Here is a 25,677-nt window from a genome sequence, read left to right as displayed (position 1 = left end):
CTTCAAGAATCGCCCCGCGCGCCATAAAAACCCCATCAGCGTGTGTGGGATCGCGGGCAGTTTGCCGCAAATGAATGATTTGTCACCGCCGGCTCTCCGCACCAAGTCGAGCCGCGCTATTAGAGGAGCGTCAGTCCGGCTTCCAGCCTATTTCGGCGGCCGCTGCCGATTTCGGGATGTCGGTCAGTGCCTCGTTCACCGTGATCGTTTCCCCGGGGGCCAGCGTCTTTTTGGAAGGCACGACTTCCTTTTGGTAGACGATGGCTTCCCGGCGATCGCGCAGGATTACCAGAAGCGAGGGGACATCATGCGTCTGCGCCCCGATGTTGCTGATCGTGCCGCTCACACTGAAAAATTCGGTCCCGTCTGGCAGCGGCTTGCGATCCTGCCGTCCGCGCGGGAAGTCCAGCTTCAGGTCCGGCTTGGCCTGCTGGAACGTGGCGCGGGGGATCGGCAGCCAATCTGGCAGGCCGCCCAGCGCGACGGCTCCGGCCAGGGCCAGCGTGGCGCTTCCGAAAGCGACGGCGGCATAGGTCGCGATCTTCGTCCAGTTGCGGCGGGGCCGGAAGGGGGGCGAAAAATCGAAGCTCGACGCGCTTTCGTCGGCGTACCGCTTGGCGGCGGTGTCGTCGTAGACCGGCGTGGATCGCTGCGTTCGGCGATAGGGTGAAGCGGACGCGAAGGGAGTGGCGTCCGGCTCGTCGGCAGGAAAGGATGCGTCCGGCGTGGCTGGCGCCTGGTCGGGCGTCGCCTGCTTTGGGACGACGATGGACGGCCTTTGCACCGCTGCTGCCCGCACAGGCGCGGTCTGAACCGGCGGTTCTGCCGCATACTGCTCAGCATGATCGTGGTGATCCGCCTGTTCTGCAACCGCCGGTTCGGCCAGAACGGGATCGAGCGCGAGTTCGGGGCCATCCTGAAACCAGCTGTGGCGGCACTTGGCGCATCGCACGGTCCGGCCTTCAACGCCAATCGCGCTGTCCGGTACGGCGTAGCGCGTGGAGCAGGCGGGACAAGCGATGATCATGGCCGCACTCAAGCACGGTGCCTTGTCTACCACAAGCGTCGGACTTGTGGGTTCGCGTCACGATGCTCTTTTTTCCACATGCAAGCGCCGCTATAGGCCGGCACGTCGCCCGTTCGGCCCGACTGGACACTCTTTTTCTATGACGAGCATGATTGCGGACGGCGAAATCATCCATTTCGACAATGTCGGCCTTCGCTACGGCACCGATCGCGAAGTGCTGAGCGATCTGACGTTCACGCTGTTTCCGGGTCGGTTCTACTTCCTCACCGGGGCCAGCGGCGCGGGCAAGACGTCGCTGCTGCGGCTGCTCTATCTGGCCCAGCGGCCATCGCGCGGGGCAATCCGCATGTTCGGGACGGACGCAATCACGATGCCGCGCGGCGCATTACCGGTGCTACGGCGGCGGATCGGCGTGGTATTTCAGGATTTCCGGCTCGTCGATCACTTGTCCGCGTTCGACAATGTGGCGCTGCCATTGCGCGTCGCCGGTCATCTGGAACGTGATCTGGAAGGGCCGGTGCGCGATATCCTGCAATGGGTGGGACTGGCGGATCGCATGGATGCGCGCCCCGCCACGCTTTCGGGCGGTGAACAGCAGCGTGTCGCCATCGCCCGCGCCGTGATCGCGCGCCCGGCGATGTTGGTGGCGGACGAGCCGACCGGCAACGTCGATCCCGAAATGGCAATGAAGCTGATGCGCCTGTTCGAGATGCTCAACCGGCAGGGGACGACCGTGGTGGTCGCGACCCACGATCTGGACCTCCTGCGCAAAGTACCGGACAGCCTGATCATGCGGCTGGATCAGGGCCGTATTTCTGACCCGACGGGCGCCTTGCGCTATCCGCCAAGGAAACTGACGTGATGCGGGCGGGTCCTGCGTGGACAAAACTGTCCCGGCGGCTGCGTGTCGGTCGCAATGTGGAGATCATCCCCGAAGCGCGCATGTCCGGGCCGATGCCGTGGGTGATCGCGATCATGGTGGCGCTGACGGCGATCGCGCTTGCGGCCGGACTGGCGCTGGGCAACGCGGTATCCGCCGCCCGGGCGGAGATCGCGGGGGGCGTGACCGTGCAGATCATCGAACCGCGACCCGACGTGCGCGCGGCTCAGGCGACGAAAGTCGTGGATGAGATCAAGGCGATGCCGGGGGTCGCCGGCCTGCGGCGGGTGCCACAAGCGGAACTGGACGCGCTTATAGCGCCTTGGCTGGGCACCGACATCGCGGACGAAGCCGGCTCGGCTGTTCCCGTGCCGGCGTTGATCGACGTGCAACTGAAAGGCCCGGCTACCGCTGCCGAGTTGCGAGAGATCGCAAAGCGCGTGACCCCGGTCGCGCCGTCCGCCCGAGTAGACGCTCAATCAAACTGGTTGCGCCCGGTGTTCGACGCGATGGTGTCCTTGCAGGTGCTCTCCATCGCGCTGGTCGGTCTGCTGGCGGTTGCCCTGGCGGCGGCGGTATTGCTGGCCTCGCGGTCGGCGCTGGGGGCCAACCGCGATACGATCGAGATCGTCCATCTGCTGGGCGGTACCGACGCGCAGGTTGCTCGCGTATTTCAGCGCTCCATCGGTTACGACGCGGCGGGCGGCGGCACCGTGGGCCTGGCATTGGCGCTGATGGTGATCCTTGGGCTGGCGAAACGGTTCGAAGGTCTGGGTGCGGGTCTGGTGGATAACGGCGCCCTCATCTGGAGCGACTGGCTGCTGCTGGCGCTGGTTCCGATACTGGCAACTCTGCTGGCGATGGTGACGGCGCGGCTGACGGTTCTCCATGCTTTGCGCCAGATGCTTTAATCCGCACAAGCGCCTATATAGCATCCATGTTTCGCCGCTTCGTCGCCTTCGTCGTGCTGATCTGGCTGTTCGGGTTCCTGTGGTTCGCCGTCGCGCTGCCCGGCCCTTTGCCCGCCAGCGTGCGCACCGATGCGATCATCGTCCTGACGGGAAGCTCGGGCAGGATCGAGCATGCGCTTGCCGTTCTCGAAGCGGGCAAGGCGCCCACGTTGCTGGTGTCCGGCGTCGATCGGGAAGTGCGTCCCCGCGAATTTGCCGAGCAGTTCAAGGTGCCGGCACGCTTGATGCGGTGCTGCGTGACGCTCGGCTATCGCGCCTACGATACGCGCTCCAACGCAATCGAGGCGGCGCAATGGGCGGCGGAACAGAACGCCAAGTCGATCCGGCTCGTCACGGCGGACTGGCATATGCGGCGGGCTGCGCTGGAACTGGAGCGGGAATTCCCCGATGATGTCCGGATGGAGCGTGATGGCGTGCCGTCACACCCGAGCCTGGGCACGTTGTTCCTCGAGTATCACAAGTTGCTGGCCCGTGCCGCGATCAACATCTGGGAAGCATTTTGACCGATACCCCTTCGCCTGCACAAGCATCGGCCACACCGCTGGATGTGGCACGTTCGCTGGTGTTCTACGTCGCGTTTTACCTTGGCACCGTGGTCTACGTGACCGCGACGTTCCTCGCAGCGATCGTCGGCGATGAACCGGTGCGCCGGACTGTGCGTGGGTGGAGCCAGTACCACCGCTTCTGCGCACGCTGGATCCTGGGGATACGGCTGGTCGTGGAGGGGGAATTGCCCAATGAGGGTGTCCTCGTCGCCATCAAGCACGAAAGCTTCTTCGAGGCGATCGACCTTCCGGCGCAGATGAACGAACCCGCGCCGTTCCCGAAGGCGGAATTGACCGAGATACCGGGCTGGGGGTGGGCGGCTCGTCGCTATGGTGCGGTGGTCGTCCAGCGTGGCGACGGGGCGAAGGCCCTTCGCGCGATGGTCACGAGCGCGCGCGGATTTGCCGCCCAAGGGCGGCCGCTGGCGATCTTTCCCGAGGGGACGCGCGTTCCCACCGGGAACAAGCCGCCGCTGCAGGCCGGGTTCGCCGGGCTATACAAGCTGCTTGGGCTACCCGTTGTCCCGGTGGCGGTGAACAGCGGGCGGCTCTATCACCGCCGGTGGAAGAAGTCCGGCGTGATTACGCTGCGGGTTGGCGAGCGTATCGAACCGGGCCTTCCGCGTGAGGAGATCGAGGCGCGCGTTCACGCCGCGATCAATGTCCTGAACGGGTGAACGGGCCGATCAGGCCGGGACCAATTCGCTGACTTCCACTTCTTGCGATACCATTTCGACATAGCCGAAGCTGGACAGGAAAGAGACGTCGGCTGCATCCCGGCCCACGCCGATCTTGGCGATACGATCCGGTGAACTCATACCGGTCGCGTCCACCATGTGCCACGCCCCGTCGAGAAACACTTCGGCGACAGCATGGAAGTCCTGCGGCTCTACGCCCAGCCCGTAGACGCTGGCGAACCGCGCCGGGATCGCGCTGGCGCGGGTGAGGGCGATCATCAGATGCGCATAGTCCCGGCACACGCCCCGGCCGCTGTTGAAGGTGTCCGCCGCCGTGGTGTAGGCGTTGCTTGAACCCGGCTCATACGTGAGCATGCTGGCGACCCGGTCCCGTATCGCAGCCACGCGTTGTCCGCCTTCGAGGTGGCCGAACTCGCCCTGCACGAAATCGAGGAACGTGTCCGACGTGCAATAGCGCGACGGCATCAGGTAATCGACCGTCTCGCCCGGCAGCATATACGTCGGGACAGCTGGCAGCGTCTCGATATCCGCCAGCATCCGCTCGACCGAGACCGTGGCGCGATAGCTGATCTCCAGCGGCGAGGACGTGCGCAGCCAGATGCGCTCCCCGATGTCGGACTGGGCGGCGACACGGGCAAAATGATCGAGCGGCGGCAGGTCGATATGCGCCGAGATGATGCGCTGTTCGGGGATCATCGCGGCCTCGACCTGGAGGAGGACATCGACCGGGCCGTTGACGGCGTAATTCAGGGTAGTGACGATGGAAAGTTGCATCGCGTGGGGCGTCCTTGCACGGGGTTTTGCACGCAATGCGCGAGACCTTGTTCAGGTCCCGCCGCTCGTCACGATTTCTTCGTCGTTCCCTCATGATCGCCTCGGCCGAAATCGGGCCGCGCATCGTCCTGTCCTTCGTCGATGATCGAGCGGCGGATCGCGCGGGTGCGGGCGAACTGATCGAACAGCTTGTCCCCGTCGCCCACCCGGATCGCGCGTTGCAGGGCGGTCAGGTCTTCGGTGAAGCGCTGGAGCATGGTCAGAACCGCACCCTTGTTCGACAGGAAGACATCGCGCCACATCGTCGGATCCGAAGCGGCGATGCGGGTGAAGTCGCGAAAACCACCGGCGGAATACTTGATCACTTCGCCCTGCGTCACGTCCTCAAGGTCGGACGCGGTGCCGACGATGGTATAGGCGATAAGGTGAGGCAAGTGGCTGGTCACCGCCAGCACCATGTCGTGGTGCTCCGCCGTCATGATCTCGACATTGGCGCCCAATGCTTCCCAGAAGCCGACCAGCTGCGAGAGCTTGACCATGTCGACTTTGGCAGGCGGCGTGACGATGCACCAGCGATTGCGGAACAGATGCGCAAAGCCCGCGTCCGGGCCGGAATTTTCGGTCCCGGCTACCGGGTGCGCGGGGATCACCACATGGTCGGGCAGGGCATCGCCAAGGGCCTTGGCGATCGTCTGCTTGGAGGAGCCGACATCGCTGACGAGCGCGTTGGCAGGCAGCGCTTCACGCACTTGCTCAGCGGCGATGCCCATGGCGCCGGGCGGGACGCAGAAGATCACCAGATCCGCGTCGCGAACGGCATCGGCGGCACTGTCGCATACGGTGTCCACCAACTGGCGGTGCGCCGCGCGGGCACGATGTCCCGGGTCCAGATCGTATCCGGTAGTGCGCACATCCGGCAGATATTCGCGCGCGGCCAGCCCGATCGAGCCGCCCTGCAGGCCAAGGCCGATGATGGCGACCGTGCCGAACGTCACTTGGCGGCCTCGGCCATTTCGCGCAGACCGTCCGCTATCGCGTCCATGTCCTGCGCCTTGCCGATGGTGATGCGAAGCGCCTGGGGCAGCCCTTGCCCCGGCAGCCAGCGCACGATGTAGCCCCGGTCTGCCAGCCCATCGAACGCGGCCTCGGCGCTCAGCTTGCCTTCGAACAGGATGAGCACGAAGTTGGCCTGCGTCGGCAGCGGGCGAAGGCCGTGATTGCCGAGCGCGTCGATCTTGCCGATGAAGCGGGCACGCTCGGCTTCGTTGTGCAGGCGGCTTTGCTCGACAAAGGCGGTATCGCTCAACGCCACGATCGCCATCGCCTGGCCAGTGGCGGATACGTTGAACGGGCCGCGGATGCGGTTGAGCGTGGCGACGATGCCCGGAGCGCCGGTCGCCCATCCGATCCGCTCGCCGGCGAGGCCGAAGATTTTGGAAAAGGTGCGGGTGACAAGCACGTTGTCATGCAGTTCCGCCAGCGCCAGCGCACCGTCCTCATCCTCGGGCGCAACATATTCGCCGTAGGCCTGGTCGATCACCAGCAGCACGTCGGAAGGCAGGCCAGCGTGGAGGCGGGCTATCTCGCCCTTTGGCAGATAGGACCCGGTGGGGTTGTTCGGATTGGCGACGAAGACCACGCGGGTGCGCGGCGTGACCAGACCCAGCAGCGCATCGACATCGGTGCCGTAATCCGCGTCCGGCGCCACCACCGGCGTCGCGCCGCAGCGCCTTGCGGCGATGTCGTACACCGAAAAGCCGTAGCGGACGTAGATCACCTCGTCCCCCAGACCCGCGTACCCCTGAGCGGCGAGGTTCAGCAGTTCGTCCGACCCGGTGCCCATCACGATCCGGGCGGGCGCGATGCCGTGGATCGCGCCGATCGCCTCGCGGAGCGCGGTGCTGTCGGGGTCCGGGTAGAGTGACGGTGCCTGTGCCTTCGCGTCGAGCGCGGCGGCGCTGGTGCCAAGCGGGTTCTCGTTTGCCGACAGCTTGATCAGCGGGCGACCGTCCTTGCCCTTGGACTTGCCGGGCACATAGGCATGGATCGCCTCGATCCAGGGCTTGGGGACGGGGCCTTTCGTGGCGGCATCGGCAGTGATGTTCGTTTCGCTCATGACGGGCGCGCCCATACCGCAGCGCGGCGGTTAATGACAGGGGGCGATTGACACGCCCCCGTGAGCGTCCCACTTGGCAACGATCATGGCGACCGCCCAGCTTATCCCTACCGAGAACAAGTTCCTCGATCTCGACATGCCGCTGTTTCTCGACGGCGGGCAAAGCCTTGCGTGTCCGCGCATCGCTTATGAAACATGCGGCACGCTGAATGCGGCCAAGGACAACGCCATTTTCATCTGTCACGCGCTGACGGGTGACCACCATGTCGTCTCGAACCACCCGAAGACCGGCAAGCCCGGCTGGTGGGTGCGCATGGTCGGCCCGGGCAAGCCGATCGACACCGACCGCTACTTCATCATCTGCGCCAACGTCATCGGTTCGTGCATGGGTTCCACCGGTCCTGCCAGCAAGGCGCCGGACGGCGATCCGTGGGGCATGCGCTTTCCCGTCATCACCATTCGCGACATGGTGAAGGGGCATATCGCCGTGCTGGATTCGCTGGGCATCGATGCGCTGCATGCGGTCATCGGCGGGTCGATGGGCGGGATGCAGGCGCTCAGCCTGGCCGCCAATTTCCCCGAACGCGCCCGCGCGGTGCTGGTGCTGGCGTCCACCGCCCGCCATTCCGCCCAGAACATCGCGTTTCATGAAGTTGGCAGGCAGGCAATCATGGCCGATCCGGCATGGCGGGACGGCAACTATTACGCCTTCGGAAAGGGCCCGGAAAAGGGCCTCTCCGTCGCGCGCATGGCCGCGCATATCACGTATCTGTCCGAAGCAGGGTTGACGGAAAAGTTCGGCCGCCGATTGCAGAACCGTCAGGAAAAGACCTTCGGGTTCGACGCCGATTTCCAGATCGAATCGTATCTGCGCTATCAGGGGCTGTCGTTCACCGACCGGTTCGATGCCAACTCGTACCTCTATATCACCCGCGCGATGGATTACTTCGATCTGGCGGAAGAGCATGGCGGGCTGCTGGCCAATGCCTTTGCCGGATCGAAAGCGCGGTTCTGCCTCGTCAGCTTTGATACCGATTGGCTTTACCCCACTGCCGAATCGCGCAACGTGGTCCATGCGCTGAACGCGGCGGGGCTGCCGGTCAGCTTCGTGGAACTGTCCGCCCCGTTCGGGCACGACAGTTTCCTGCTCGATGTTCCGGCGCTGGACCGAGTGGTGGAAGGGTTCCTGGGGTGATCGAGCTTTCCGACGATCATGACCGGCTGGACGTGCCGCGCATCCATCGCTGGCTGGCGGGCAGTTACTGGTGCCCCGGCATCGAAGTGGCGCAAGTGGAACGGCAGATCGCCGGGTCGCATTGCCTGGGCGCTTATCTGCCCGGTGGCGATCAGGTCGGTTTCGCGCGGGTGATTTCCGATCGCGCCAGTTTCGCGTGGCTGGCTGACGTATGGGTGGATGAAACGGCGCGCGGGCAGGGGCTTGGTCGCCGCATGACGCAGTGGTTCGTCGATCATCCGGATTACGCAGGCATTCGTCGGTTCTGCCTGATCACCGCCGACGCGCACGGGGTCTATTCTCAGCTGGGCTTCAAGCCACTGGCACGCCCCGAGCTGATGATGGAGCGGCTGGACCCGGTGTTGGCCGCGCGGCTGGAGACGGAGGAATGACCGGCGCGGCGCACTCCTCACTCCGCCCGGATCTGGCGGTGATCGCGGCCAACGTGGCGGCCGGTTCGGGCGTCCTCGATGTCGGTTGTGGAGACGGCACGCTTCTCGCCGCCCTGCGCGACGGGCAGCAGTGCGCGACACGCGGCATGGAGATCGACGCCGCCAACGTGGGCCGCTGCGTGGCGCGGGGACTGTCGGTGATACAGGGCGATGCCGACAAGGACCTGGCGTTCTATCCCGACAAATCGGTGGACTATGCGATCCTTTCGCAAACCTTGCAGACGACCATGCGTCCTGACGTCGTGCTGGAGGAGCTGCTGCGGATCGGCCGCAAGGCCTTCGTCAGCTTCCCCAACTTCGCGCACTGGCGCGTGCGTGCCTCGCTCCTGTGGAACGGGCGCATGCCGGTGACGCGGCTGCTGCCGGTGGCGTGGTATGAAACGCCCAACATCCACCACCTGACGATCAACGACTTTCGCGAACTGGTGCAGACCCGCGGGATTGTGGTGGAGGGAAGCTGGTTCCTGTCAGGGGACAAGCTGTGCAGCGCAGCGGCCGCAAACTTCCGCGCAGAGCATGCGGTGTTCCTGCTGTCGCGCGCGAACTGACGGCGCTTTTCGTCAAGTCAACGGGATGCGACGGCTCATCGCATGGGCCGGCGCTTCGATCAGTCGATATGCGATCCACGCGACCAGCAGGTTGAGTCCAAGCACCGCAACGAATGCTGCCGAGTGCGGCAGGCTGAGCTTTCCGGCGATAAAGAACCCGGCCCCGGTGACCGGATTGTGGAACAGGTACAGGCTGTAGCTGATGGTCCCCAGGAACAGCAGGGGCGGCAGCCGCAGGCCGTTCTTCACGAAGCCGGTGGCCAGTCCGATCGCCAACAGAATTGCTGTCAGCAAGGCGATCGTGCCGAACGCCATCTGGCTTAGAAGAATGGGAACGCTGAGAACCATCATCTGGATCACCGCCAGACGCGAGGTAGTGGACCGATACGCCAGGATGCCAAGGTAGAAGGCATACCACAAATCCACGAACAGGCCGGGGACAGGGCTGGCCAGATAACCCGCAGACCAGGCCGCCGCGATCGCGAAATGGAGTGCAGTCACGGCCTTGCGTCCGGCCTCTCCGAATGCCTGCGACACCAGCATCGATGCGACGAAGAACAGGTAGAACTGCACTTCGTAACACAGCGTCCAGAACACGATGTTGAAATTGGTGAAACCCACCAGATTCTGGGCGTAGACCAGATGAGCGAGCAAGCGGGCATAGGAAACATCCGGAGCGTCCGCCCGGCCCATCCGATACTCGACGAAGCCGATGCACAGCACCGCCAGGATCGCCACCCAGTACGGCGGGTCGAGCCGGATCGCGCGCCTTAGCCCGAAGCGACCCAGCAGCCCGGCGGAAGGGGTAACGTCGCGCAGGCTATGGGCAATGACGAAGCCGCTGAGCGCAAAGAAGATCGCGACGCCGCCTTCTCCCTTGGACACGAGCCACGCCAGCGGGGCCGGGGCGGCAGCGAAGAAGTCGGCAGCATGTCCGCCCGCCTGCATATGAAACAGGACGACCCACAGCGCGGCGATGCCGCGCAGGGCTTGAGGCAGCGCGAAATGGCGCGTTGCCGACGTGGTGGTCGGTAAAGACAAGCGGCCTGCCGTTTCGCCATCGGCCGTTTGCGCGATCGCGCTCATAGGACAATCCCCCGATAAACCCGCGAGACTGTAGGACAGCCCCGGCTTGAGCGGCGCTCCCTAAAATACCTCGTTCTTTTCCGGGGCCGGAACAGATCGGCCCGAGCGGCCCGCCATGCCATGACCGGAGGACTTATCCACGCGTTTAGCCCCCGTCCAAAATCCGGTTCGGGTGGACGCTACCTCTTGTGTTTGGCATCGAAAATCCATGTGGCACATCTATCAGTTTCCGCTTTGCCCTTTCAGCCGCAAGGTCCGGCTGCTCATGGCCGAAAAGAGCATCGCCTACGAACTTCAGACCGCGCGACCGTGGGAGGGGGAGGATCGGCTGTTCGCCATGAACCCGGCAGGCCGCACCCCGGTGATCCGCGAGACCGAAAAAGGCATCGTGCTGTCGGACAGCCGGGCGATCTGCGAATATTTCGAGGAAACCGTCGATCGCAATCCGCAGATCAGCGGCACCTCGCATCAGCGAGCCGAAATTCGCCGCCTGATCGCGATGTTCGATGAGAATTTCTACAACGACGTGTCCGGCCCGCTGCTGCTGGAACGGATGAAGAAGCGCCTGGTCCTGCGCCAGTCCCCCGATGCCAAGGCGCTGCGCGAATCGATGAAGCTGGCGCACGATTACCTGGATTACATCGATTACCTGATCGACAACCGGCCCTGGCTGGCAGGGGCGACGATGACGCTCGCCGATCTGGCCGCCGCGGCGCAGATCTCGGTGGCCGATTATCTGGGCGGTTTGGACTGGTCGAGCCACGAACAGGCGCGAGCCTGGTACCTGGTCATGAAATCGCGCCCGTCGTTCCGTCCGCTGCTGTCCGAACGCATGGAAGTAATCCAGCCGCCAAGCCACTACGCCGAGGTCGACGGCTGATTCGGCTGGGAAATACGACGAACGGAACATATCAAGACCGGCACAAGCCCTTGGGGCTGCATAATTCGCTTGCCCCCAGATGTACCTGTGCAAAGATTGATTCGTCATCTCGATTTGAAGGCGATCCTCACTATCTCTGGTCTCTCCGCCTGAGTGCGCGCCAGAGTTGGAGGCGTCCGGGCGAATCAGAAATCAGCCGATCCATCGGAGCCACCGCATGCCTCTTCTCGAAGCCCGCAAGACCTACAAGCCCTTCGAATATCCCTGGGCGTACGACTTCTGGAAGATCCAGCAGCAGGTCCACTGGCTGCCCGAGGAAGTACCTCTGGGCGAAGACTGCCGCGATTGGGCGCAGAACATCTCCGAGCATGAGCGCAACCTGCTGACGCAGATCTTCCGCTTCTTTACGCAGGCCGACGTGGAGGTGCAGGATTGCTACCACGAAAAGTATGCACGGGTGTTCAAGCCCACCGAGATCAAGATGATGCTCGCCGCCTTCTCCAACATGGAGACGGTGCACATCGCGGCCTATTCGCACCTGCTCGACACGATCGGCATGCCCGAAAGCGAATACGGCGCTTTCCTTGAATATTCCGAACTGCGCGACAAGCACGACTACCTCCAGAAATTCACCGTCGACAACGACGAGGATATCGCCCGCACGCTCGCCATGTTTGGCGGCTTCACCGAAGGCGTGCAGCTGTTCGCCAGCTTCGCGATGCTGATGAACTTCCCGCGCTTCAACAAGATGAAGGGCATGGGGCAGATCGTATCGTGGTCGGTCCGCGACGAATCGCTGCACTGCGAAGGCATCATTCAGCTGTTCCACACCTTCGTCCGGGAACGGGACTGCCTGACCAAGGCGGTAAAGGACGACATCGCCGACCAGTGCCAGACCACGATTCGTCTGGAAGACAACTTCATCGATCTGGCCTTCGAACTCGGCCCCGTGCCGGGCATGACGCCCAAGGACATCAAGCGCTACATCCGCTACATCGCGGACTGGCGCATGGGCCAGCTGGGCCTGAAGCCGATCTACCTGATCGAAGATCACCCGCTGCCATGGCTGCAGCCGCTGCTCAACGGCGTGGAGCATGCCAACTTCTTCGAAACCCGCGCCACCGAATACTCCAAGGGCGCCACGCGCGGCGACTGGAATACCGTGTGGTCGAACTTCGATTCGCGCCGCAAGGTGACTCGCGCCAACGACGAAAGTCTGGTCGACACCGCATCGGAGCCGGGCCTGTTCGGCGAAGTCGCGGCAGAGTAAGCGCACACGATTGGACCGGCGCCAGCGATCTGGCGCCGGTGATCCCCGCTTCAGCGATTTGTTAAGCACTGCGGGATAGCGGCTGGCCCATGAACGACCCAGTTGCCATGCTTCTGGACCCATTCACTCTTGTCTTGGTCTTCTGCGCGCTCAATCTGTGGGCGTTCGCGGCCTTTGCCATCGACAAGGAGCGGGCGCGCCGGGGCGATCGACGCATTCGCGAAAGCACGCTCCTCGCCCTCGCATTCTGGGGTGGTTCGATTGGCGCCTATGCCGGTCGCGCGGCGTTTCGGCACAAGACGCGCAAGCAGCCGTTCAGCGGCAATCTCCACACCATAGCGACCTTGCAGGCCTTGGCGCTTGCCGGATTGCTCGGCTGGGTCATGGCTGGATAGCGTCCGGCGACCGCACGACCCGGACACGCGTCGGCAACCGAGGCGCGGCGTGTGCATTTACCCGGAAAGATTTCCGGAGACATCGCAATGTATCGCACGATCGTTGTCCTAACCGCCGCCGCCCTTGGCGTTGCGGGCCCCGCTTCGGCGCAGACCAAGTCCCAGGCGCCGGTCGCCGCCGGAACCCCCGCCGGCCAGCGGGCCATGGCCAACCCGGACGTGATCACCGTCCGCAATGTCACTCGCCTCGAACTGACGCCCGGCCTGATGATCCTGGAAGATGGCGGGGAAACGATCGGAGCCGTCACCCGGCTGGAAGGCAATGACGTGATCGTGGCCGACGAAAAGCAGGAATACCGCGTGCCGATCACTCAGGTGTTCGTCTACAGCCAGGACGGGGTAGACCGGTTCGCCAGCCGCATGACGAAGTCTGCGCTGAAGGCGCAAGCGAAGCGTACGGCAGCAATGCAGCGCGACGGTGACTGATCGGGCTTGCCGTCCCAAACGAAGGCCAGCAGACTTCCTATCGCCAATCGGAATGCCGCCGTCGTTGAGGGCGCCGTCTTAAAGGGAATGCCAGGATGACCACCAACCCAACCCTCATCTTTCTGCCCATGCTGGTCGTCGTTGCGCTGACGTTCGTGGCGTTCGTGAACATGGTGATGGCGCGCGGCAAGGCCATGAAAGCCGGGTATGACCTCAACAATTTCCGCGCGCATCTGGGCGAGCCGGAACCGGAATATGCCCGTACCGCCGTGCGCCATTACGGCAACCTGTTCGAATTGCCGACGCTGTTCTACGCCGTATGCATCACCGCGTTCGCCATCGGCACGGTTAGCAAATGGACGCTGATCCTGGCGTGGGGCTATGCCGCAACACGGGTGGTGCAGAGCCTGGTCCACATGACTTACAACAATGTCGCCCACCGGGGCGGGGCATTCATGCTGGGCGTTCTGTTGATGCTCGCGCTGTGGATCCATGTCGCCATCGCCATCTTCGCGCGCGTATGACAGGGGTCGCAACTGTGCCTTCCCCTATCGGACTGCAATGACCGGAAAACCGGTGGCGTCCGCGTCGCGGGACGGTTAGAGGACACCACCATGAGCGATACCGTTTCCTTCGGCTACGAAGAGGTCCGTCCCGAAGAGAAGGAAGAGCGCGTGGGCGCCGTCTTCTCCTCCGTTGCCCGCAAATACGATGTAATGAACGATGCCATGTCGGTTGGCATGCACCGGCTGTGGAAGGACAAGTTCGTGCGGCGCGTGAAACCGCGCGGGCATGAGCAGATCCTCGACATGGCGGGCGGCACCGGCGACATCGCGTTCCGCATGGAAAAGGCCGGAGCACGCATCACCGTGTCCGACATCAACCAGGACATGCTCGACGTGGGCATCGAACGGGCGATGGATCAAGGCATCGATACCCTTGTATGGTCGCGCCAGAATGCCGAGCAACTGACGTTCCCGGATCGTTTCTTCGATGCCTATACGATCGCGTTCGGCATTCGCAACGTCACTCATATCGACAAGGCGCTGGCCGAAGCCCACCGCGTGTTGAACTACGGCGGGCGCTTTTTCTGCCTTGAATTCTCGACCACCGAATGGCCGGGGTTCAAGGAAGTGTACGACACATATTCGCACAAGCTGGTGCCCAGGATCGGCTCGATGATCGCAGGCGATGCGGAATCCTATCGCTACCTGATCGAATCGATCCGCCGCTTTCCGCCCATGCCTGAATTCGAAGGCATGATCCGGGCCGCCGGTTTTCGCCATACGAAGGTAGAACCGATCATGGGCGGCCTTGTGGCGATCCATTCGGGCTGGAAGGTCTGACCCTCAGGTGACCACCACCCCCGTTCACATCGCGCGCCTGCTCAAGTGGGGCCGCGTCCTCGCGCGGCACGGTGCCTTGCGCGGGATCGAGAATGATCGCAACGCGCCCGGCCCGGTCAAGCGGCTGTGCCGGATCGCGCGCTTCGGCACGCGCCAACCGTCGGAACCCGACTACGCGGGTGCGTTTCAAGACATTGGCCCTGCCGCGATCAAGCTGGGGCAGGCACTGGCGACGCGTCCCGATCTTGTTGGCGAAGTGCCCGCGCGCAATCTGCTGAGCTTACAAGACAGCCTGCCGCCTGTACCCTTCGCGCAGATCCGCGCCGTGATCGAAACCACGTTCGGGCGGCCGCTCGACACGATTTTCGCCAGCGTCGAGGAAGAGCCGGTGGGTGCCGCCTCGATCGCGCAGGTCCACCGTGCGGTGACGCCGGATGGTCGCCACGTCGCCGTAAAGGTCCTGCGCCCCGGCATTCGCGAACAGTTCACGCGCGATGTCGAAACCTATGAATGGGCGGCCGCGCATCTTGAGGCGCTGGGCGGCGAAGCGGCGCGCCTGCGCCCGCGGGCGGTGATCGCCAACCTCAAGCGCTGGACCCTGCGCGAATTCGATCTGCGTCGCGAAGCAGCCTCAGCGTCGGAACTGGCCGATGCGATGAAGGGGATCGAGGATTACCGCGTCCCCGACATCGACTGGGATCGCACCAATGGCTCGGTGCTGACGGTCGGCTGGATCGATGGCATCAAGATGAGCAACCTGCCCGCCCTGCGCGAGGCGGGATACGATCTGCCCGCGCTGGCACGGCGGCTGGTGCTCACGTTCCTGACGCAGGCGATTTCCTGCGGGTTCTTCCATGCCGACATGCACCAGGGCAACCTGTTCGTGCAGGGCGGGGCGCCACAGGAGGGGGGCGGGCGTCACGCCACGATCGTCGCCATCGATTTCGGGATCATGGGCCGCATCAACCGGCAGGCGCGGCTGTGGCTGGCGGAGATTCTCTATGGCCTGACCACCGGTAATTATCGCCGCGTGGCCGAAATCCATTTCGAGGCGCAATATGTCCCCAGCTATCACACGGTAGAGGAATTCGCGACGGCGCTGCGCGCGGTGGGCGAACCGATGCGCGGCAAGCCGGTGTCGGAGCTCTCGGTCGGGGCGATGCTCGATGGCCTTTTCGCCATTACGCGCGACTTCGACATGGCGGTGCAGCCGCACCTGCTGCTGCTGCAAAAGACGATGGTCATGGTCGAAGGGCTGGCCACCGCGCTCGATCCCGACATCAACATGTGGGATGTTTCCGCCCCGTTCGTCAAAGGCTGGATCCGCGACGAGCTTGGCCCCGAAGCGGTCATCGTTGATCGGGTGCGCGAAGACGTGGAGACGCTGCTGCGCCTCCCCGCGCTGGTCCGCCGGATTGAGGAACGCTTTCCACCCAAGGGCGGCGCACCGGAACAGGCGCCGCTTCCGGAGGTCGATATCTTCTGGGCCAAGGGGCGCAGGCGTAAACGCCAAAGTAATCAGTGGAGTGGCTATGCTCTAGCCGCGATCCTTGGGGGCACGGCGGCGTGGGCACTGACGTACTGGACGATACTGCACTAGGCCGACCGACGGCGATGGAAGAAACGTCGGCGGGGCGCTTCGCCGGATGGTCGCCTTGGTGTGCCCGGCTGGCGTTGGCGCTGTTGCTGACCTTGCTGGTGGCGTCGGCGGTCGTTCCCACGAACCACCCGGGAGCGCGCTCGCCATGGCAACGCATGGTGGAGACTGCTCCGACCATTCAGGGCAGAGGGAGCACCAGCACCGACCAGTCGGACGACGAGGATCTCGCCCTGTACGAGATCGCCATCGCGCGTGTTGCACGGGGCGAGCACTACTACGATTTCATCGTGAAGGAACAGCGAGGGCGGGACTATCCGGTCCATCCCGGGATCGCGGTCCGTTTGCCGACCCTGGCGTACATCGAGGCCTGGCTCGGCACGACAGGGCAGATCATCGCCTCGATCCTGCTGATGGTGGCGACCATAGTGGCGTGGTGGCGCAGGCTGGGAGAGCGGCCCGAAGATCGCGGACGAATACGCAGGATGGGCACCGCCCTCGTGTTCGTGGGTGCATCGCTGGGGCTTAACCGCCATTTTTTTCCGCTGCACGAGCTATGGGCGGGCGGCCTGCTGACGCTATCGCTCGGGTTGCATCAGTTAGGGCGCAGCGGAAAAGGCGGGCGATGGGTAGCGGCACTGCTGGCGGCCGCGCTTGCGCTTGCCATCCGCGAACTGGCCCTGCCGTTTGTTCTGCTGATGGCTGCATTCGCCCTATGGTACCGAAACTGGCGAGAAGGCGCCGCATGGATAGCGTTGGCCATCGTGTTCATGGCTGGTCTGTACTGGCACCTGTCGATCGTGGCGCAGCAGGTCAAGCCCGGCGACCCCCACGCCCCGCCATGGCTGCTGATGCGAGGGCTGCCGGGCTGGCTGGGCAATGTGGTCCAATCCAGCACCTTGCGCTGGCTACCCCATTTCATCGCGGGACCCACGGTTATCCTCATGACCTTCGGCTGGCTCGGTTGGCACAGCAGGTCCGGTCTTTTTGCTTTCCTGCTATGCGCTGGCTACGGGATCGCGTTCATGCTGGTTGGCCGGTGGGCGAATTTCTATTGGGGAGCGATGATCGCGCCGGTCATGAGCGCGGGACTGGTCTTCGCGCCGCGCGCTGCATCTCAACTGCTGACGGCTGCGAGAGGCCGCGCCGCAAACTGATTGCGCCTCGTTCGTCAGTATTGCAAAAGCCCCGGTCATGAACGGACCCCGCATCCTGCTGGTGATCGGTGGCGGTATCGCTGCCTATAAATCCTGCGAACTCGTCCGCACCATCCGCAAGGAAGGCGGCTCTGTCACCTGCGTGCTGACCGAGGGCGGATCGAAATTCGTGACGCCGATGACGCTGGCAGCGCTTTCCGAAAAGCCAGTGTACACCACGCTGTGGGACCTGCGGAACGAGGCGGAAATGGGCCATATCCAGCTCAGCCGTGAGGCCGATCTGGTCGTGGTCTGCCCGGCGACGGCGGACCTGCTCGCGAAGATGGCCGCCGGGATCGCCGACGATCTGGCGACGACGCTGCTGCTGGCGACGGACAAGCCGGTCATGGCGATCCCCGCGATGAACGTGCGCATGTGGCAGCACGCCGCGACCGTGCGTAACGTCCAGACCCTGCGCGATTCGGGTGTCGACGTGATGGAGCCGGACGAAGGGCCGATGGCCTGCGGCGAATTCGGACCCGGCCGGCTGCCCGATCCTGCCGCGATCTGGGAATACATCGCCGGCGCCCTTGATTTGCCGACAGCCTTTTCAGGAACGGAGCCATCAGGGGACAGCCCCGGCACCGGCAGCATGACCGGCTTCATCATTTCGCGCGGGCCGAAACGTCTCCCTCACGTTGAGGGAGCCGATGCAGCGCGCGGGTCCTCCGCGCTGATGGCGGCCAAGGGAGAGGCGCGGGCCGCACCGCCCACCGATCCGGAAGCGATCAATCATCTGGTGACGGGCGGTGCGCCGCCGGAACCCGTGCCCGGCATCCTGTCAGGCCGCCACGTCCTTGTCACCGCCGGGCCGACGTGGGAGCCGATCGATCCGGTGCGCTACATCGCCAACCGCTCGTCCGGCAAGCAGGGGTTCGCCATCGCCGCCGCTGCTGCGGAAGCGGGTGCGCGGGTGACGCTGGTGTCCGGCCCGGTTTACCTGCCCACGCCCCCGGGCGTCGATCGGGTGGACGTGGAAACCGCTGCCGAGATGGCCGAGGCCGTCCGCACGGCGCTTCCCGCAGACATAGCCGTGATGGTTGCCGCCGTAGCCGACTGGCGCATGACCCATGCCGCCGACCAGAAACTGAAGAAGCAGGGCAATGGCCTGCCGACGCTCGAATTGACCGAGAACCCTGACATCCTCGCCTCGCTCGCCCAGAGCGCCGAGCGTCCGCCGCTGGTCGTCGGCTTTGCGGCGGAGACGCAAGACGTGGTGCGCTACGCCCAGGAGAAGCTTCAGCGCAAAGGCGCGGACTGGATCGTCGCCAACGATGTGTCGGGCGATGTCATGGGCGGCGATTCCAACACCGTCCATATCGTGCGGGCGGACGATGTGATTTCCCTTCCCCAGATGCCCAAGGAGGACGTCGCCCGCGCCCTCGTCGAAAGGTTCGCCGATGCATTCCCCCGTTGAAGTGCCGATCATGGTCAAGGTCCTCCCGCACGGGGAAGGGCTGGATCTGCCGGCCTATGCCACGGAAGGGGCGGCGGGAATGGACGTGGTTTCGGCCGAGGATATCACGCTTGCGGCAGGCGCCCGTCACGCCGTGGCGACCGGTTTGTCCATGGCGATCCCGGCCGGATACGAAATACAGGTGCGGCCGCGCTCCGGCCTGGCGATCAAGCACGGCATCAGCGTGCCGAATGCGCCGGGAACGATCGATTCCGACTATCGGGGCGAGCTGAAGGTGATCCTGATCAACCTTGGTGACCAGGCGTTCGACATTCGCCGCGGCGATCGCATCGCGCAGCTGGTGGTCGCTCCGGTGACCCGGGCATCATGGCTACTGGTTGACGAACTGGATGACACGGCACGCGGCGGCGGAGGCTTCGGCTCCACCGGCGGCGTGGCCGCGCTTGGTAACTGAGGGGCTGGGCGGCGTTTCGAGTTGGTGCTGTTGAGAGATTGCCGAGTTCTGCTTTAGCGGCCATGGCGGACATCGCCCGTTTGCGCACGCTCGGTCTTTAGATGGGCCGGTCGCCGCCAATCCGATTCGGACCACCACCACCACCCGAAAGCTGCCATTGTGTAGGGGTAATCAAACGGAGCAGACCCCCTCATTGAGGTCGGTGGTGCCCGAACCTCTAGACGGGACGTGAATCCAAACTCGCCTCAGCGCGCAGACTCCTTGGCGGGGACGCTCCATTTCATTTCGCCAGTCACCTTGTCGCGCCATGCGTGGAAGCCATTCGGATAGTCGTTTCCGACCGTTTCGAACACCCGAACGATTTCGTCCGTGCTCACGAAATTGAGACGCGTCTCCTTGTCCCGATCACTTGTGAAAAATGCACCACTTCGGTCATCGTCATCCGACAGGATGAATATGAAACTGTGCACCATACGGTGCGCCACGTAGAGCAAATCGCGAGGCTCCAGCGCCGGCTGGTCTAGATCGTACAGCTCCCAAAATTCACTCCGATTGTACCAATCGACAATAGGTTGATCTGCGCGCTTCTCATATCGCTTGAGCGACACCTTCATATCACGCGTCTCTGCGCTGACTTTGCCTGTTGCCTCTAGTAATTTTCTTATCGAATAGAATCCGATGAAAATCTCGCGTTCGATCCGCGCGAATTGAGCGTCGCTGATGTTTTCCGCGTCCATATATTTGCGGATGGCCTTGGCCCCAGTCAGCAGCGGTTTCTTCCAGTAGTAGCTCTCGGTTATCATAGACGAAAGCTTAGCATGGAGGCATGTTAGAGTCAGCGATCTGCTACGGGACCGGACATCGATATCAAACGGCCGCAATAGGGTGGCGAGTGACTTTTTGCCCCCGACCTAAGTTAATGTAGGCTTCTGGACGCTGGTCGGTGTGCGCTAAACGGCCAATATGGGCGCAACGCTGCCGAACTACATTATCATGGTCAATGCCCGCACCAAGCACCTAATCGCGTCCCACGTCAGGGCCTATCCCCGCGTTCGCGGCGGTTGCGGTGCCATTTCATGCCGTACCAGCCTGCGCCGCCAAGGCCGCCGATCATCAGCGCGCCCTTGGCCAGCGTCTCGAACGCCGCGCTCAACGCACCGATCGTAACTCCCCAGAACAGCTGGGACAGGATCGCCATGAAATTGTGCATTGGGTCCTTATGGCCGCGCGATGGGGAGGCTTGTTGCTCACTGCATAGGATATCGCGGCCGGTAACGCAAAAGAGCGGGCCCGCATATCTCAGCGGACCCGCCCCTCGGTGTCTCCCACTCTTCGCAGGGGGGAGCCTGGCAGTGTGAGAGCGGTATCTCAACCATCCCCCCGACCGACGATTTTCATCGCCGACGGGGGGCGTTAGTTAAGTCACTTCTTCTCTGGCGCGACTGTAATGCGCACGGTCTCTCCGGAGTTCCCGGGGAAATTGGTGAACATCGATTCTATCAGGTTCGGCACCAGATACTGCAGGCGATTGGACGTGGAGACGGCCTCTGCCTTGCCTTCGAACAGGCGCTGGCCATCGGCGGCACGGTCGATCTTCAGGTCGATACCGCTGGTGAAAATGGTGTAGGACTGAACGCCGCTGTCGAAGAACGGATCGTACCAGCCGTAACGCCATGGGCCACCCCATCCGCCCCAGCCACCGAAGCGGCTGCGGCCATAGAACCCGCCGAAGCCGCCATAGCCGCCCCAGGGACCCCAGTACGACCCGGCCATCGGCGTGGAGCGCACCCGCTCACGTCCGCCGTCGACTCCATAGGCGAAGCGCACGATCAGCGTCGCGCGCGAAGGGTCTTCCACGGGGGCGTAGCCCAGCCGCGCCATGCGATCGCGCACGATCGATGCGTACTGGGAGAACTCCAGGCCGCCTGCCAGCTTCGGATCGTCGGCGACGATGGCGAACGACTGGCCCGACGGGGCGGGAAGCTGCGACTGGAAGCGGGAGACGTCAGCCTTGAACGGCGTTGCGCAGGCGGCGAGCGCCATGAGCAGCACGGCGGCTGCGGCCAACCGCAACCTTCCTATTTGTGATCCTGATCGGTCTTTCATCTTTGTTTGCTCCGCGAACGCGACGAGCTCCTGACGCCCTCCCGGCGCGGCTCCCGATTCTCTGCGATCCTGTCTTAGAATCAATGCCATGAATAGCGGTTGAATGGAGCCTGAAGAACGATGAGCAGTAGTGACCGTTCACCTGTCGTCCACGCTTCGCCGATCCATGCTGTTGATCCGACCGACCTGATCGTCCTAGTCAATGTAGGAAGGAGCGATGCCTGTGACGACCCCCATCTCCATAATTTCCGTGCAATGCGGACAGGTTACGCCGTTTCGCGGCCCGGATGAGCCCAGCGCTATCGACAAGCGGCCGGTGATGGGACGACGGCGCATTCATCGGCTGGGGGTCGAAGGCGACGCGCAGGCCGACCTGACCGTTCACGGCGGGCTGGAAAAGGCGATCCACCACTACCCGCACGATCATTACGACTGGTGGCGCGCAACGATCGGGGAACATCCGCTGCTGGACGGATACGGCGCTTTCGGGGAAAACATCTCCACCGAAGGGCTGACGGAAAGCGACGTGTGCATCGGCGATCGCTGGCGATTGGGCACCGCCGTCGTTGAGGTCAGTCAGGGTCGGCAACCCTGCTGGAAGCTCGACCATCGTTTCGGGGGCGCCAGGGTAAACGCGGCGTGCGTAAAATCACGGCGGTCAGGCTGGTACTACCGCGTGATCGAGGAAGGCGCGGTCGAACCGGGCGACACGATGGCGCTGCTCGACCGTCCGTTCGCCGATTGGACCGTTAGCCGGGTGTTCGGCCTGCTGGTGGCGGGCGACCACAAGTCGGACAGGGCCGGGCTCGAAGCACTGGGCGAGGTGCCGAGCCTGGCCGAGCCCTGGAAGGCTCGCCGGGCGAGGTTATTGGGTGCAGGGGACTGAAAATTCATTCTCCTGAGCATCCAATGTCATTTTAGGTGTCAGCCCCGGACCAGCCCAAGCGCCTCGTACGTCCGGTTCAGCGTCGGTATCGCCAGTGCGCGGGCTTTCTCCGCACCCTTGCGCAAAATGGCGTCCAAAGCGCCCTGATCCTGCCGCAGAGAGAGGAAACGCTCGTTGATTGGCGCCAGCTTTTCGACCAGCAGTTCGCCCAGCGCTGGCTTGAACTTGCCAAAGCCTTCACCCCCGAAATCAGCCAGTACCGCATCGACCGTGCTGCCCGCCATCACGGCATAGATCGACACCAGGTTCCGGGCTTCCGGACGGCCCTCCAGCCCCGCCTTTTCGGACGGTAGCGGCTCCGGATCGGTCTTCGCCTTCTTGACCTTCTGCATGATCGTATCGGCACTGTCGGTCATGTTGATGCGCGCCATGTCGGACGGATCGGACTTGCTCATCTTGGCGCTGCCGTCGCGCAGGCTCATGATCCGGGCTGCTTCGGGCGGGATGTAGGGTTCGGGCAGTGTGAACAGCGGCGCAGCTTCCGACGCGAAGTCGTTGTTGAACTTCTGCGCGATGTCGCGGGCCAGTTCCAGATGCTGCTTCTGGTCCTCTCCCACCGGGACGTGCGTCGCCTGATAGAGCAGCACGTCGGCAGCCTGGAGGATCGGGTATGTGAACAGCGCTACGCTCGCGCCTTCGCGGTTCTTGCCGGCCTTGTCCTTCCACTGGGTCATGCGGTTCAGCCAGCCCATCCGCGCGGTGCCGTTCAGCAGCCACTGCATTTCGGAATGCTGCGGAACCTGTGCCTGATTGAACAGGGTCGACCGCTCAGGATCGATGCCGCAGGCGACCAGCGCGGCGACCATTTCGCGGGTGTTCGAGGCAAGCTCCGCCGGGGTATGCGGCATGGAAATGGCGTGAAGGTCCGCCAGGAAATACAGGCAATCGCCGCCCTGAGCCGAAACCTGATCCTGCATCGCCACCCAGTTACGGATTGCGCCCAAGTAGTTGCCCAGGTGCAGGTTGCCGGTTGGCTGGATGCCGGAGACGATACGCATGCGAATTCCTGTTTCGAATTGATCAGTTGGCGCGGCGACGCCGCAGGAGCTTGAGGTCATCGCGGGTGAAAGCCCCCGACACTACCGTGGCGAGCGCATAGACCACGCACCCGGCGGAAACCAGCACCGCCAGTGCCGCGCCTCGCACAAACCACGAGCCGTGGACGTAGGGCCTGACCAGTTCCTGGCCAAACCACATGACGACCCCCATGGCGATCGCGGCAACGGCCAGGCGCGGCGCACGCCGACGCAGCCTTGCATCCACGACGAAGTGGCCACGCTTGACCAGCGCGAAATACAGCATCGCGACGTTCACGGTGGAGGCGATCGCAGTAGCCAGCGGCGGACCCATATGCTGGAGCGGCACGATCAGGATGAGATTGCCGATCAGGTTCACCCCCATCGAGATCATGGCATAGCGCACCGGCGTGCGGGTATCCTGCCGCGCATAGAAGCCCGGGGTCAGCACCTTGACGAGGATGTAGCTGGGCAATCCGATCGAAAAGGCGGCAAGCGCCTCCGCCGTGCGGGCGACGTCTGTCGCATCGAACTTGCCATAGCCGAACAGCGCGGCCGCGATGGGACCGCCGCACACGATCAGCGCGACCGCCGCAGGCAGAGTTAGCAGCAACGCCAGCTCCAGCCCGCGGTTCTGGGTTTCCATCGCCGCCGCTTCCTGGCCCGCGCCGAGCTGGCGGGAGATCGTCGGCAGCAGTACCGTGCCAAGGCCGATCCCGATCAAGCCGAGCGGCAGCTGATTGAGCCTATCGGCCATGTAGATGTAGGTGACCGAACCATGCGCCAGCAACGACGCCGCCAGCGCCGTGGAAATCACGAGGTTGATCTGCACGGCGCCCGCGCCTGCCGCTGCGGGCAGGATCAGCTTGAGCAGCCGCTTTACGTCCGCGTTCCAGACGGGCAGGCGCAGGCGCATCGACACCCCGTTGGCGCGGCAGGCCCAGATCAGCCATAGCAGTTGCAAGGCACCTGATACGGATACGCCGATGGCCTGATTGCGCGCGGTGACCAGCGGATCGTCCGAATGGAAGGCGAGCAGCGCGACGATCAAGGTCAGATTCAACAGGATCGGTGCGGCCGCGTTGACCCAGAACTTGTGCAGTGAATTGAGAATGCCGCCAAGCAGCGACACCAGGCTGATCAGCGCCAGATAGGGTATCGTGATCCGGCTGAGCAGCACCGCGAAGGCGAACTGGTTTTCGCTGACGCCGTTGAAGCTGCCCGACAGCAGGAAGGTGACCGGCCAGGCGAACACTTCCAGCAGCACCGTCATGCCGATCAGGACGGGCAGCAGGACCGACAGCGCCTGTTCGGCAAACCGTATGCCCGACGACAGTCCATCGCCGTCCGGATCGCCGACCTTCTTGTTGAACATCGGGATGAAAGCCGATGCAAAGGCGCCTTCCGCGAACAGGGCACGGAACATGTTCGGCAGGCGAAAGGCGATCAGGAAAGCGTCGGAGGCGAATCCGGCGCCGACGAAGCGCGCAAAAAGACTGTCGCGCGCAAGGCCCAGCACGCGGCTTGCCAATGTCAGGCCGCCGACGCTGGCAAGGGCTTTGGCGAGGTTCATTCGGTCGTGCCCCTCACGCGATTTCCTGCTGGGATAGGAACGGGCAGCCCTTGGCGGAAACCCCGGTTACGCCGGGATCCCTGATCAGAAAGCTGCCCATTCAGGAACATGCCCGCCGAGATCGCGCGGGCCGATCCGTCAGGCGTTGCCTGCAGGCTCACCGATACCGGCTTCCGCCTGCTGTGCCTGCGCCTGCAGCTGCTGGACGTAAAGGCCGTTGAAGTCGATCGGCTCGAGCATCAAGGGCGCGAAGCCCGCATCACGCACGGCATCGGCGATCACCCGGCGGGCGAAGGGGAACAGAATGCGTGGCGCTTCGGCGAACAGGAAGGCGTGGCTCTGCTGTTCTTCGAGATTGCGCATGCCGACCAGAGCGCAATAGCTCAGTTCGACCGCGAACGCCGTGCCGCCATCGTTGCGCGACGAGCAGGTGATCTTCAGCTCAACCTCGTGAACCTCACCCTCGATCGCGCGCGCGCCGATGTTGAACTGCACGTCGACCTGCGGCTGATCCTGCCAGCCAAAGCTCTCCGGCGCGTTGGGATTTTCGACCGAAAGATCCTTCACGTACTGTGAAATGATGCCTGCCGCTGGCGCATTGTCGTCGCCGCCGTCGAGGTTAAGGTCGGAAATGATGTTGCCTTCGTCGGCCATCTGTTGATCG

At 63.8% G+C, this 25,677-nt stretch carries 29 protein-coding genes; 18 read left to right on the top strand and 11 right to left on the bottom strand.

Features of this window, described 5'->3' with window-relative positions; translation table 11 throughout:
• Positions 1-130: 130 nt before the first annotated feature.
• On the bottom strand, positions 131-1,027 hold the full coding sequence (locus ACZ1JM_RS11580; protein ID WP_465134950.1) for a zinc-ribbon domain-containing protein: 897 nt from the start codon (positions 1,025-1,027) through the stop codon (positions 131-133).
• Between the two features lie 148 nt (positions 1,028-1,175).
• On the opposite strand from ACZ1JM_RS11580, the gene ftsE reads away from it, so the two are divergent.
• Genes ftsE through ACZ1JM_RS11560 form a run of 4 tightly spaced genes read left to right on the top strand, consistent with a single transcriptional unit; the run spans position 1,176 to position 4,100 of the window.
• Positions 1,176-1,889, top strand: a complete 714-nt coding sequence (gene ftsE / locus ACZ1JM_RS11575; protein ID WP_465135047.1) for a cell division ATP-binding protein FtsE — start codon at positions 1,176-1,178, stop codon at positions 1,887-1,889.
• Positions 1,889-2,818, top strand: a complete 930-nt coding sequence (locus ACZ1JM_RS11570) for a cell division protein FtsX (RefSeq protein ID WP_465134949.1) — start codon at positions 1,889-1,891, stop codon at positions 2,816-2,818. The genes ftsE and ACZ1JM_RS11570 overlap by 1 nt, the downstream gene beginning before the upstream one ends.
• Before the next feature lie 26 nt (positions 2,819-2,844).
• Positions 2,845-3,381: a YdcF family protein gene (locus ACZ1JM_RS11565; RefSeq protein WP_465134948.1), complete on the top strand. Its 537-nt coding sequence runs from the start codon at positions 2,845-2,847 to the stop codon at positions 3,379-3,381.
• Positions 3,378-4,100, top strand: a complete 723-nt coding sequence (locus ACZ1JM_RS11560) for a lysophospholipid acyltransferase family protein (RefSeq protein ID WP_465134947.1) — start codon at positions 3,378-3,380, stop codon at positions 4,098-4,100. The genes ACZ1JM_RS11565 and ACZ1JM_RS11560 overlap by 4 nt, the downstream gene beginning before the upstream one ends.
• A 9-nt stretch (positions 4,101-4,109) precedes the next feature.
• Here ACZ1JM_RS11560 and ACZ1JM_RS11555 read toward each other — a convergent pair whose 3' ends face one another.
• The 3 genes from ACZ1JM_RS11555 to ACZ1JM_RS11545 form a co-directional block, all read right to left on the bottom strand.
• Positions 4,110-4,895, bottom strand: a complete 786-nt coding sequence (locus tag ACZ1JM_RS11555) for a transglutaminase-like domain-containing protein (RefSeq protein ID WP_465134946.1) — start codon at positions 4,893-4,895, stop codon at positions 4,110-4,112.
• A gap of 68 nt (positions 4,896-4,963) precedes the next feature.
• Positions 4,964-5,890: a prephenate/arogenate dehydrogenase family protein gene (locus ACZ1JM_RS11550; RefSeq protein ID WP_465134945.1), complete on the bottom strand. Its 927-nt coding sequence runs from the start codon at positions 5,888-5,890 to the stop codon at positions 4,964-4,966.
• Positions 5,887-7,026 (bottom strand): pyridoxal phosphate-dependent aminotransferase, encoded by a 1,140-nt coding sequence (locus tag ACZ1JM_RS11545; protein ID WP_465134944.1) that lies wholly within the window; start codon positions 7,024-7,026, stop codon positions 5,887-5,889. The genes ACZ1JM_RS11550 and ACZ1JM_RS11545 overlap by 4 nt, the downstream gene beginning before the upstream one ends.
• Before the next feature lie 70 nt (positions 7,027-7,096).
• Between ACZ1JM_RS11545 and metX the strand changes: the two genes are divergently transcribed.
• Genes metX through metW form a run of 3 tightly spaced genes read left to right on the top strand, consistent with a single transcriptional unit; the run spans position 7,097 to position 9,245 of the window.
• Positions 7,097-8,206: a homoserine O-acetyltransferase MetX gene (gene metX / locus ACZ1JM_RS11540; RefSeq protein WP_465134943.1), complete on the top strand. Its 1,110-nt coding sequence runs from the start codon at positions 7,097-7,099 to the stop codon at positions 8,204-8,206.
• Complete coding sequence (locus ACZ1JM_RS11535) at positions 8,203-8,637, top strand: GNAT family N-acetyltransferase (protein WP_465134942.1); 435 nt, start codon at positions 8,203-8,205, stop codon at positions 8,635-8,637. The genes metX and ACZ1JM_RS11535 overlap by 4 nt, the downstream gene beginning before the upstream one ends.
• The gene (gene metW / locus ACZ1JM_RS11530; protein WP_465134941.1) at positions 8,634-9,245 is read left to right on the top strand and encodes a methionine biosynthesis protein MetW; all 612 of its coding nucleotides are present in this window, start codon (positions 8,634-8,636) and stop codon (positions 9,243-9,245) included. The genes ACZ1JM_RS11535 and metW overlap by 4 nt, the downstream gene beginning before the upstream one ends.
• 12 nt (positions 9,246-9,257) lie before the next feature.
• On the opposite strand, the gene ACZ1JM_RS11525 is transcribed toward metW, so the two are convergent.
• Complete coding sequence (locus tag ACZ1JM_RS11525; protein WP_465134940.1) at positions 9,258-10,331, bottom strand: acyltransferase family protein; 1,074 nt, start codon at positions 10,329-10,331, stop codon at positions 9,258-9,260.
• A gap of 208 nt (positions 10,332-10,539) precedes the next feature.
• Here ACZ1JM_RS11525 and ACZ1JM_RS11520 point away from each other — a divergent pair, with 208 nt between their 5' ends.
• The 10 genes from ACZ1JM_RS11520 to dut all read left to right on the top strand — a co-directional run bounded on the left by ACZ1JM_RS11520 (position 10,540) and on the right by dut (position 19,372).
• A complete protein-coding gene (locus tag ACZ1JM_RS11520; protein ID WP_465134939.1) occupies positions 10,540-11,211 on the top strand; it encodes a glutathione S-transferase family protein in 672 nt (223 codons plus the stop codon).
• Between the two features lie 217 nt (positions 11,212-11,428).
• Positions 11,429-12,481 (top strand): ribonucleotide-diphosphate reductase subunit beta, encoded by a 1,053-nt coding sequence (locus tag ACZ1JM_RS11515; RefSeq protein ID WP_465134938.1) that lies wholly within the window; start codon positions 11,429-11,431, stop codon positions 12,479-12,481.
• A gap of 89 nt (positions 12,482-12,570) precedes the next feature.
• A complete protein-coding gene (locus tag ACZ1JM_RS11510) occupies positions 12,571-12,876 on the top strand; it encodes a DUF1294 domain-containing protein (RefSeq protein WP_465134937.1) in 306 nt (101 codons plus the stop codon).
• An 87-nt stretch (positions 12,877-12,963) separates the two neighbouring features.
• Positions 12,964-13,362 (top strand): hypothetical protein, encoded by a 399-nt coding sequence (locus tag ACZ1JM_RS11505; protein WP_465134936.1) that lies wholly within the window; start codon positions 12,964-12,966, stop codon positions 13,360-13,362.
• Between the two features lie 95 nt (positions 13,363-13,457).
• Positions 13,458-13,886: an MAPEG family protein gene (locus ACZ1JM_RS11500; RefSeq protein ID WP_465134935.1), complete on the top strand. Its 429-nt coding sequence runs from the start codon at positions 13,458-13,460 to the stop codon at positions 13,884-13,886.
• 90 nt (positions 13,887-13,976) lie between these two features.
• Complete coding sequence (locus ACZ1JM_RS11495) at positions 13,977-14,708, top strand: class I SAM-dependent methyltransferase (protein ID WP_465134934.1); 732 nt, start codon at positions 13,977-13,979, stop codon at positions 14,706-14,708.
• A gap of 7 nt (positions 14,709-14,715) precedes the next feature.
• Positions 14,716-16,308, top strand: coding sequence for a 2-polyprenylphenol 6-hydroxylase (gene ubiB, locus ACZ1JM_RS11490; RefSeq protein ID WP_465134933.1), 1,593 nt, complete (start codon positions 14,716-14,718; stop codon positions 16,306-16,308).
• Positions 16,275-17,462, top strand: coding sequence for a hypothetical protein (locus tag ACZ1JM_RS11485; RefSeq protein WP_465134932.1), 1,188 nt, complete (start codon positions 16,275-16,277; stop codon positions 17,460-17,462). The genes ubiB and ACZ1JM_RS11485 overlap by 34 nt, the downstream gene beginning before the upstream one ends.
• 37 nt (positions 17,463-17,499) lie before the next feature.
• A complete protein-coding gene (locus ACZ1JM_RS11480; RefSeq protein WP_465134931.1) occupies positions 17,500-18,918 on the top strand; it encodes a bifunctional phosphopantothenoylcysteine decarboxylase/phosphopantothenate synthase in 1,419 nt (472 codons plus the stop codon).
• Entirely contained in the window at positions 18,902-19,372 is a 471-nt protein-coding gene (dut, locus tag ACZ1JM_RS11475; RefSeq protein ID WP_465134930.1) for a dUTP diphosphatase, read from the top strand. The genes ACZ1JM_RS11480 and dut overlap by 17 nt, the downstream gene beginning before the upstream one ends.
• Before the next feature lie 245 nt (positions 19,373-19,617).
• On the opposite strand, the gene ACZ1JM_RS11470 is transcribed toward dut, so the two are convergent.
• The 3 genes from ACZ1JM_RS11470 to ACZ1JM_RS11460 form a co-directional block, all read right to left on the bottom strand.
• Positions 19,618-20,175: a hypothetical protein gene (locus tag ACZ1JM_RS11470; protein ID WP_465134929.1), complete on the bottom strand. Its 558-nt coding sequence runs from the start codon at positions 20,173-20,175 to the stop codon at positions 19,618-19,620.
• Between the two features lie 230 nt (positions 20,176-20,405).
• Complete coding sequence (locus ACZ1JM_RS11465) at positions 20,406-20,570, bottom strand: hypothetical protein (protein WP_465134928.1); 165 nt, start codon at positions 20,568-20,570, stop codon at positions 20,406-20,408.
• Positions 20,571-20,794: 224 nt separating this feature from the next.
• Positions 20,795-21,478 carry a DUF4136 domain-containing protein gene (locus tag ACZ1JM_RS11460; RefSeq protein ID WP_465134927.1) on the bottom strand — a complete coding sequence of 228 codons (684 nt, stop codon included), beginning with the start codon at positions 21,476-21,478 and terminating at the stop codon, positions 20,795-20,797.
• A 223-nt stretch (positions 21,479-21,701) separates the two neighbouring features.
• Here ACZ1JM_RS11460 and ACZ1JM_RS11455 point away from each other — a divergent pair, with 223 nt between their 5' ends.
• The gene (locus ACZ1JM_RS11455; protein ID WP_465134926.1) at positions 21,702-22,364 is read left to right on the top strand and encodes an MOSC domain-containing protein; all 663 of its coding nucleotides are present in this window, start codon (positions 21,702-21,704) and stop codon (positions 22,362-22,364) included.
• A 38-nt stretch (positions 22,365-22,402) separates the two neighbouring features.
• Here the strand turns inward: ACZ1JM_RS11455 and trpS are convergent, their stop codons facing one another.
• The 3 genes from trpS to secB form a co-directional block, all read right to left on the bottom strand.
• On the bottom strand, positions 22,403-23,422 hold the full coding sequence (gene trpS, locus ACZ1JM_RS11450; RefSeq protein WP_465134925.1) for a tryptophan--tRNA ligase: 1,020 nt from the start codon (positions 23,420-23,422) through the stop codon (positions 22,403-22,405).
• A 22-nt stretch (positions 23,423-23,444) separates the two neighbouring features.
• Positions 23,445-25,013 (bottom strand): murein biosynthesis integral membrane protein MurJ, encoded by a 1,569-nt coding sequence (murJ, locus tag ACZ1JM_RS11445; protein WP_465134924.1) that lies wholly within the window; start codon positions 25,011-25,013, stop codon positions 23,445-23,447.
• Between the two features lie 138 nt (positions 25,014-25,151).
• Positions 25,152-25,667: a protein-export chaperone SecB gene (gene secB / locus ACZ1JM_RS11440; RefSeq protein ID WP_465134923.1), complete on the bottom strand. Its 516-nt coding sequence runs from the start codon at positions 25,665-25,667 to the stop codon at positions 25,152-25,154.
• Positions 25,668-25,677 lie beyond the last annotated feature (10 nt).

The organism is Novosphingobium sp. BL-S-24 (genome assembly GCF_055521575.1).
The sequence above is the reverse complement of the archived record's forward strand: the minus strand, read 5'-3'. Positions and strand labels throughout refer to the sequence as shown.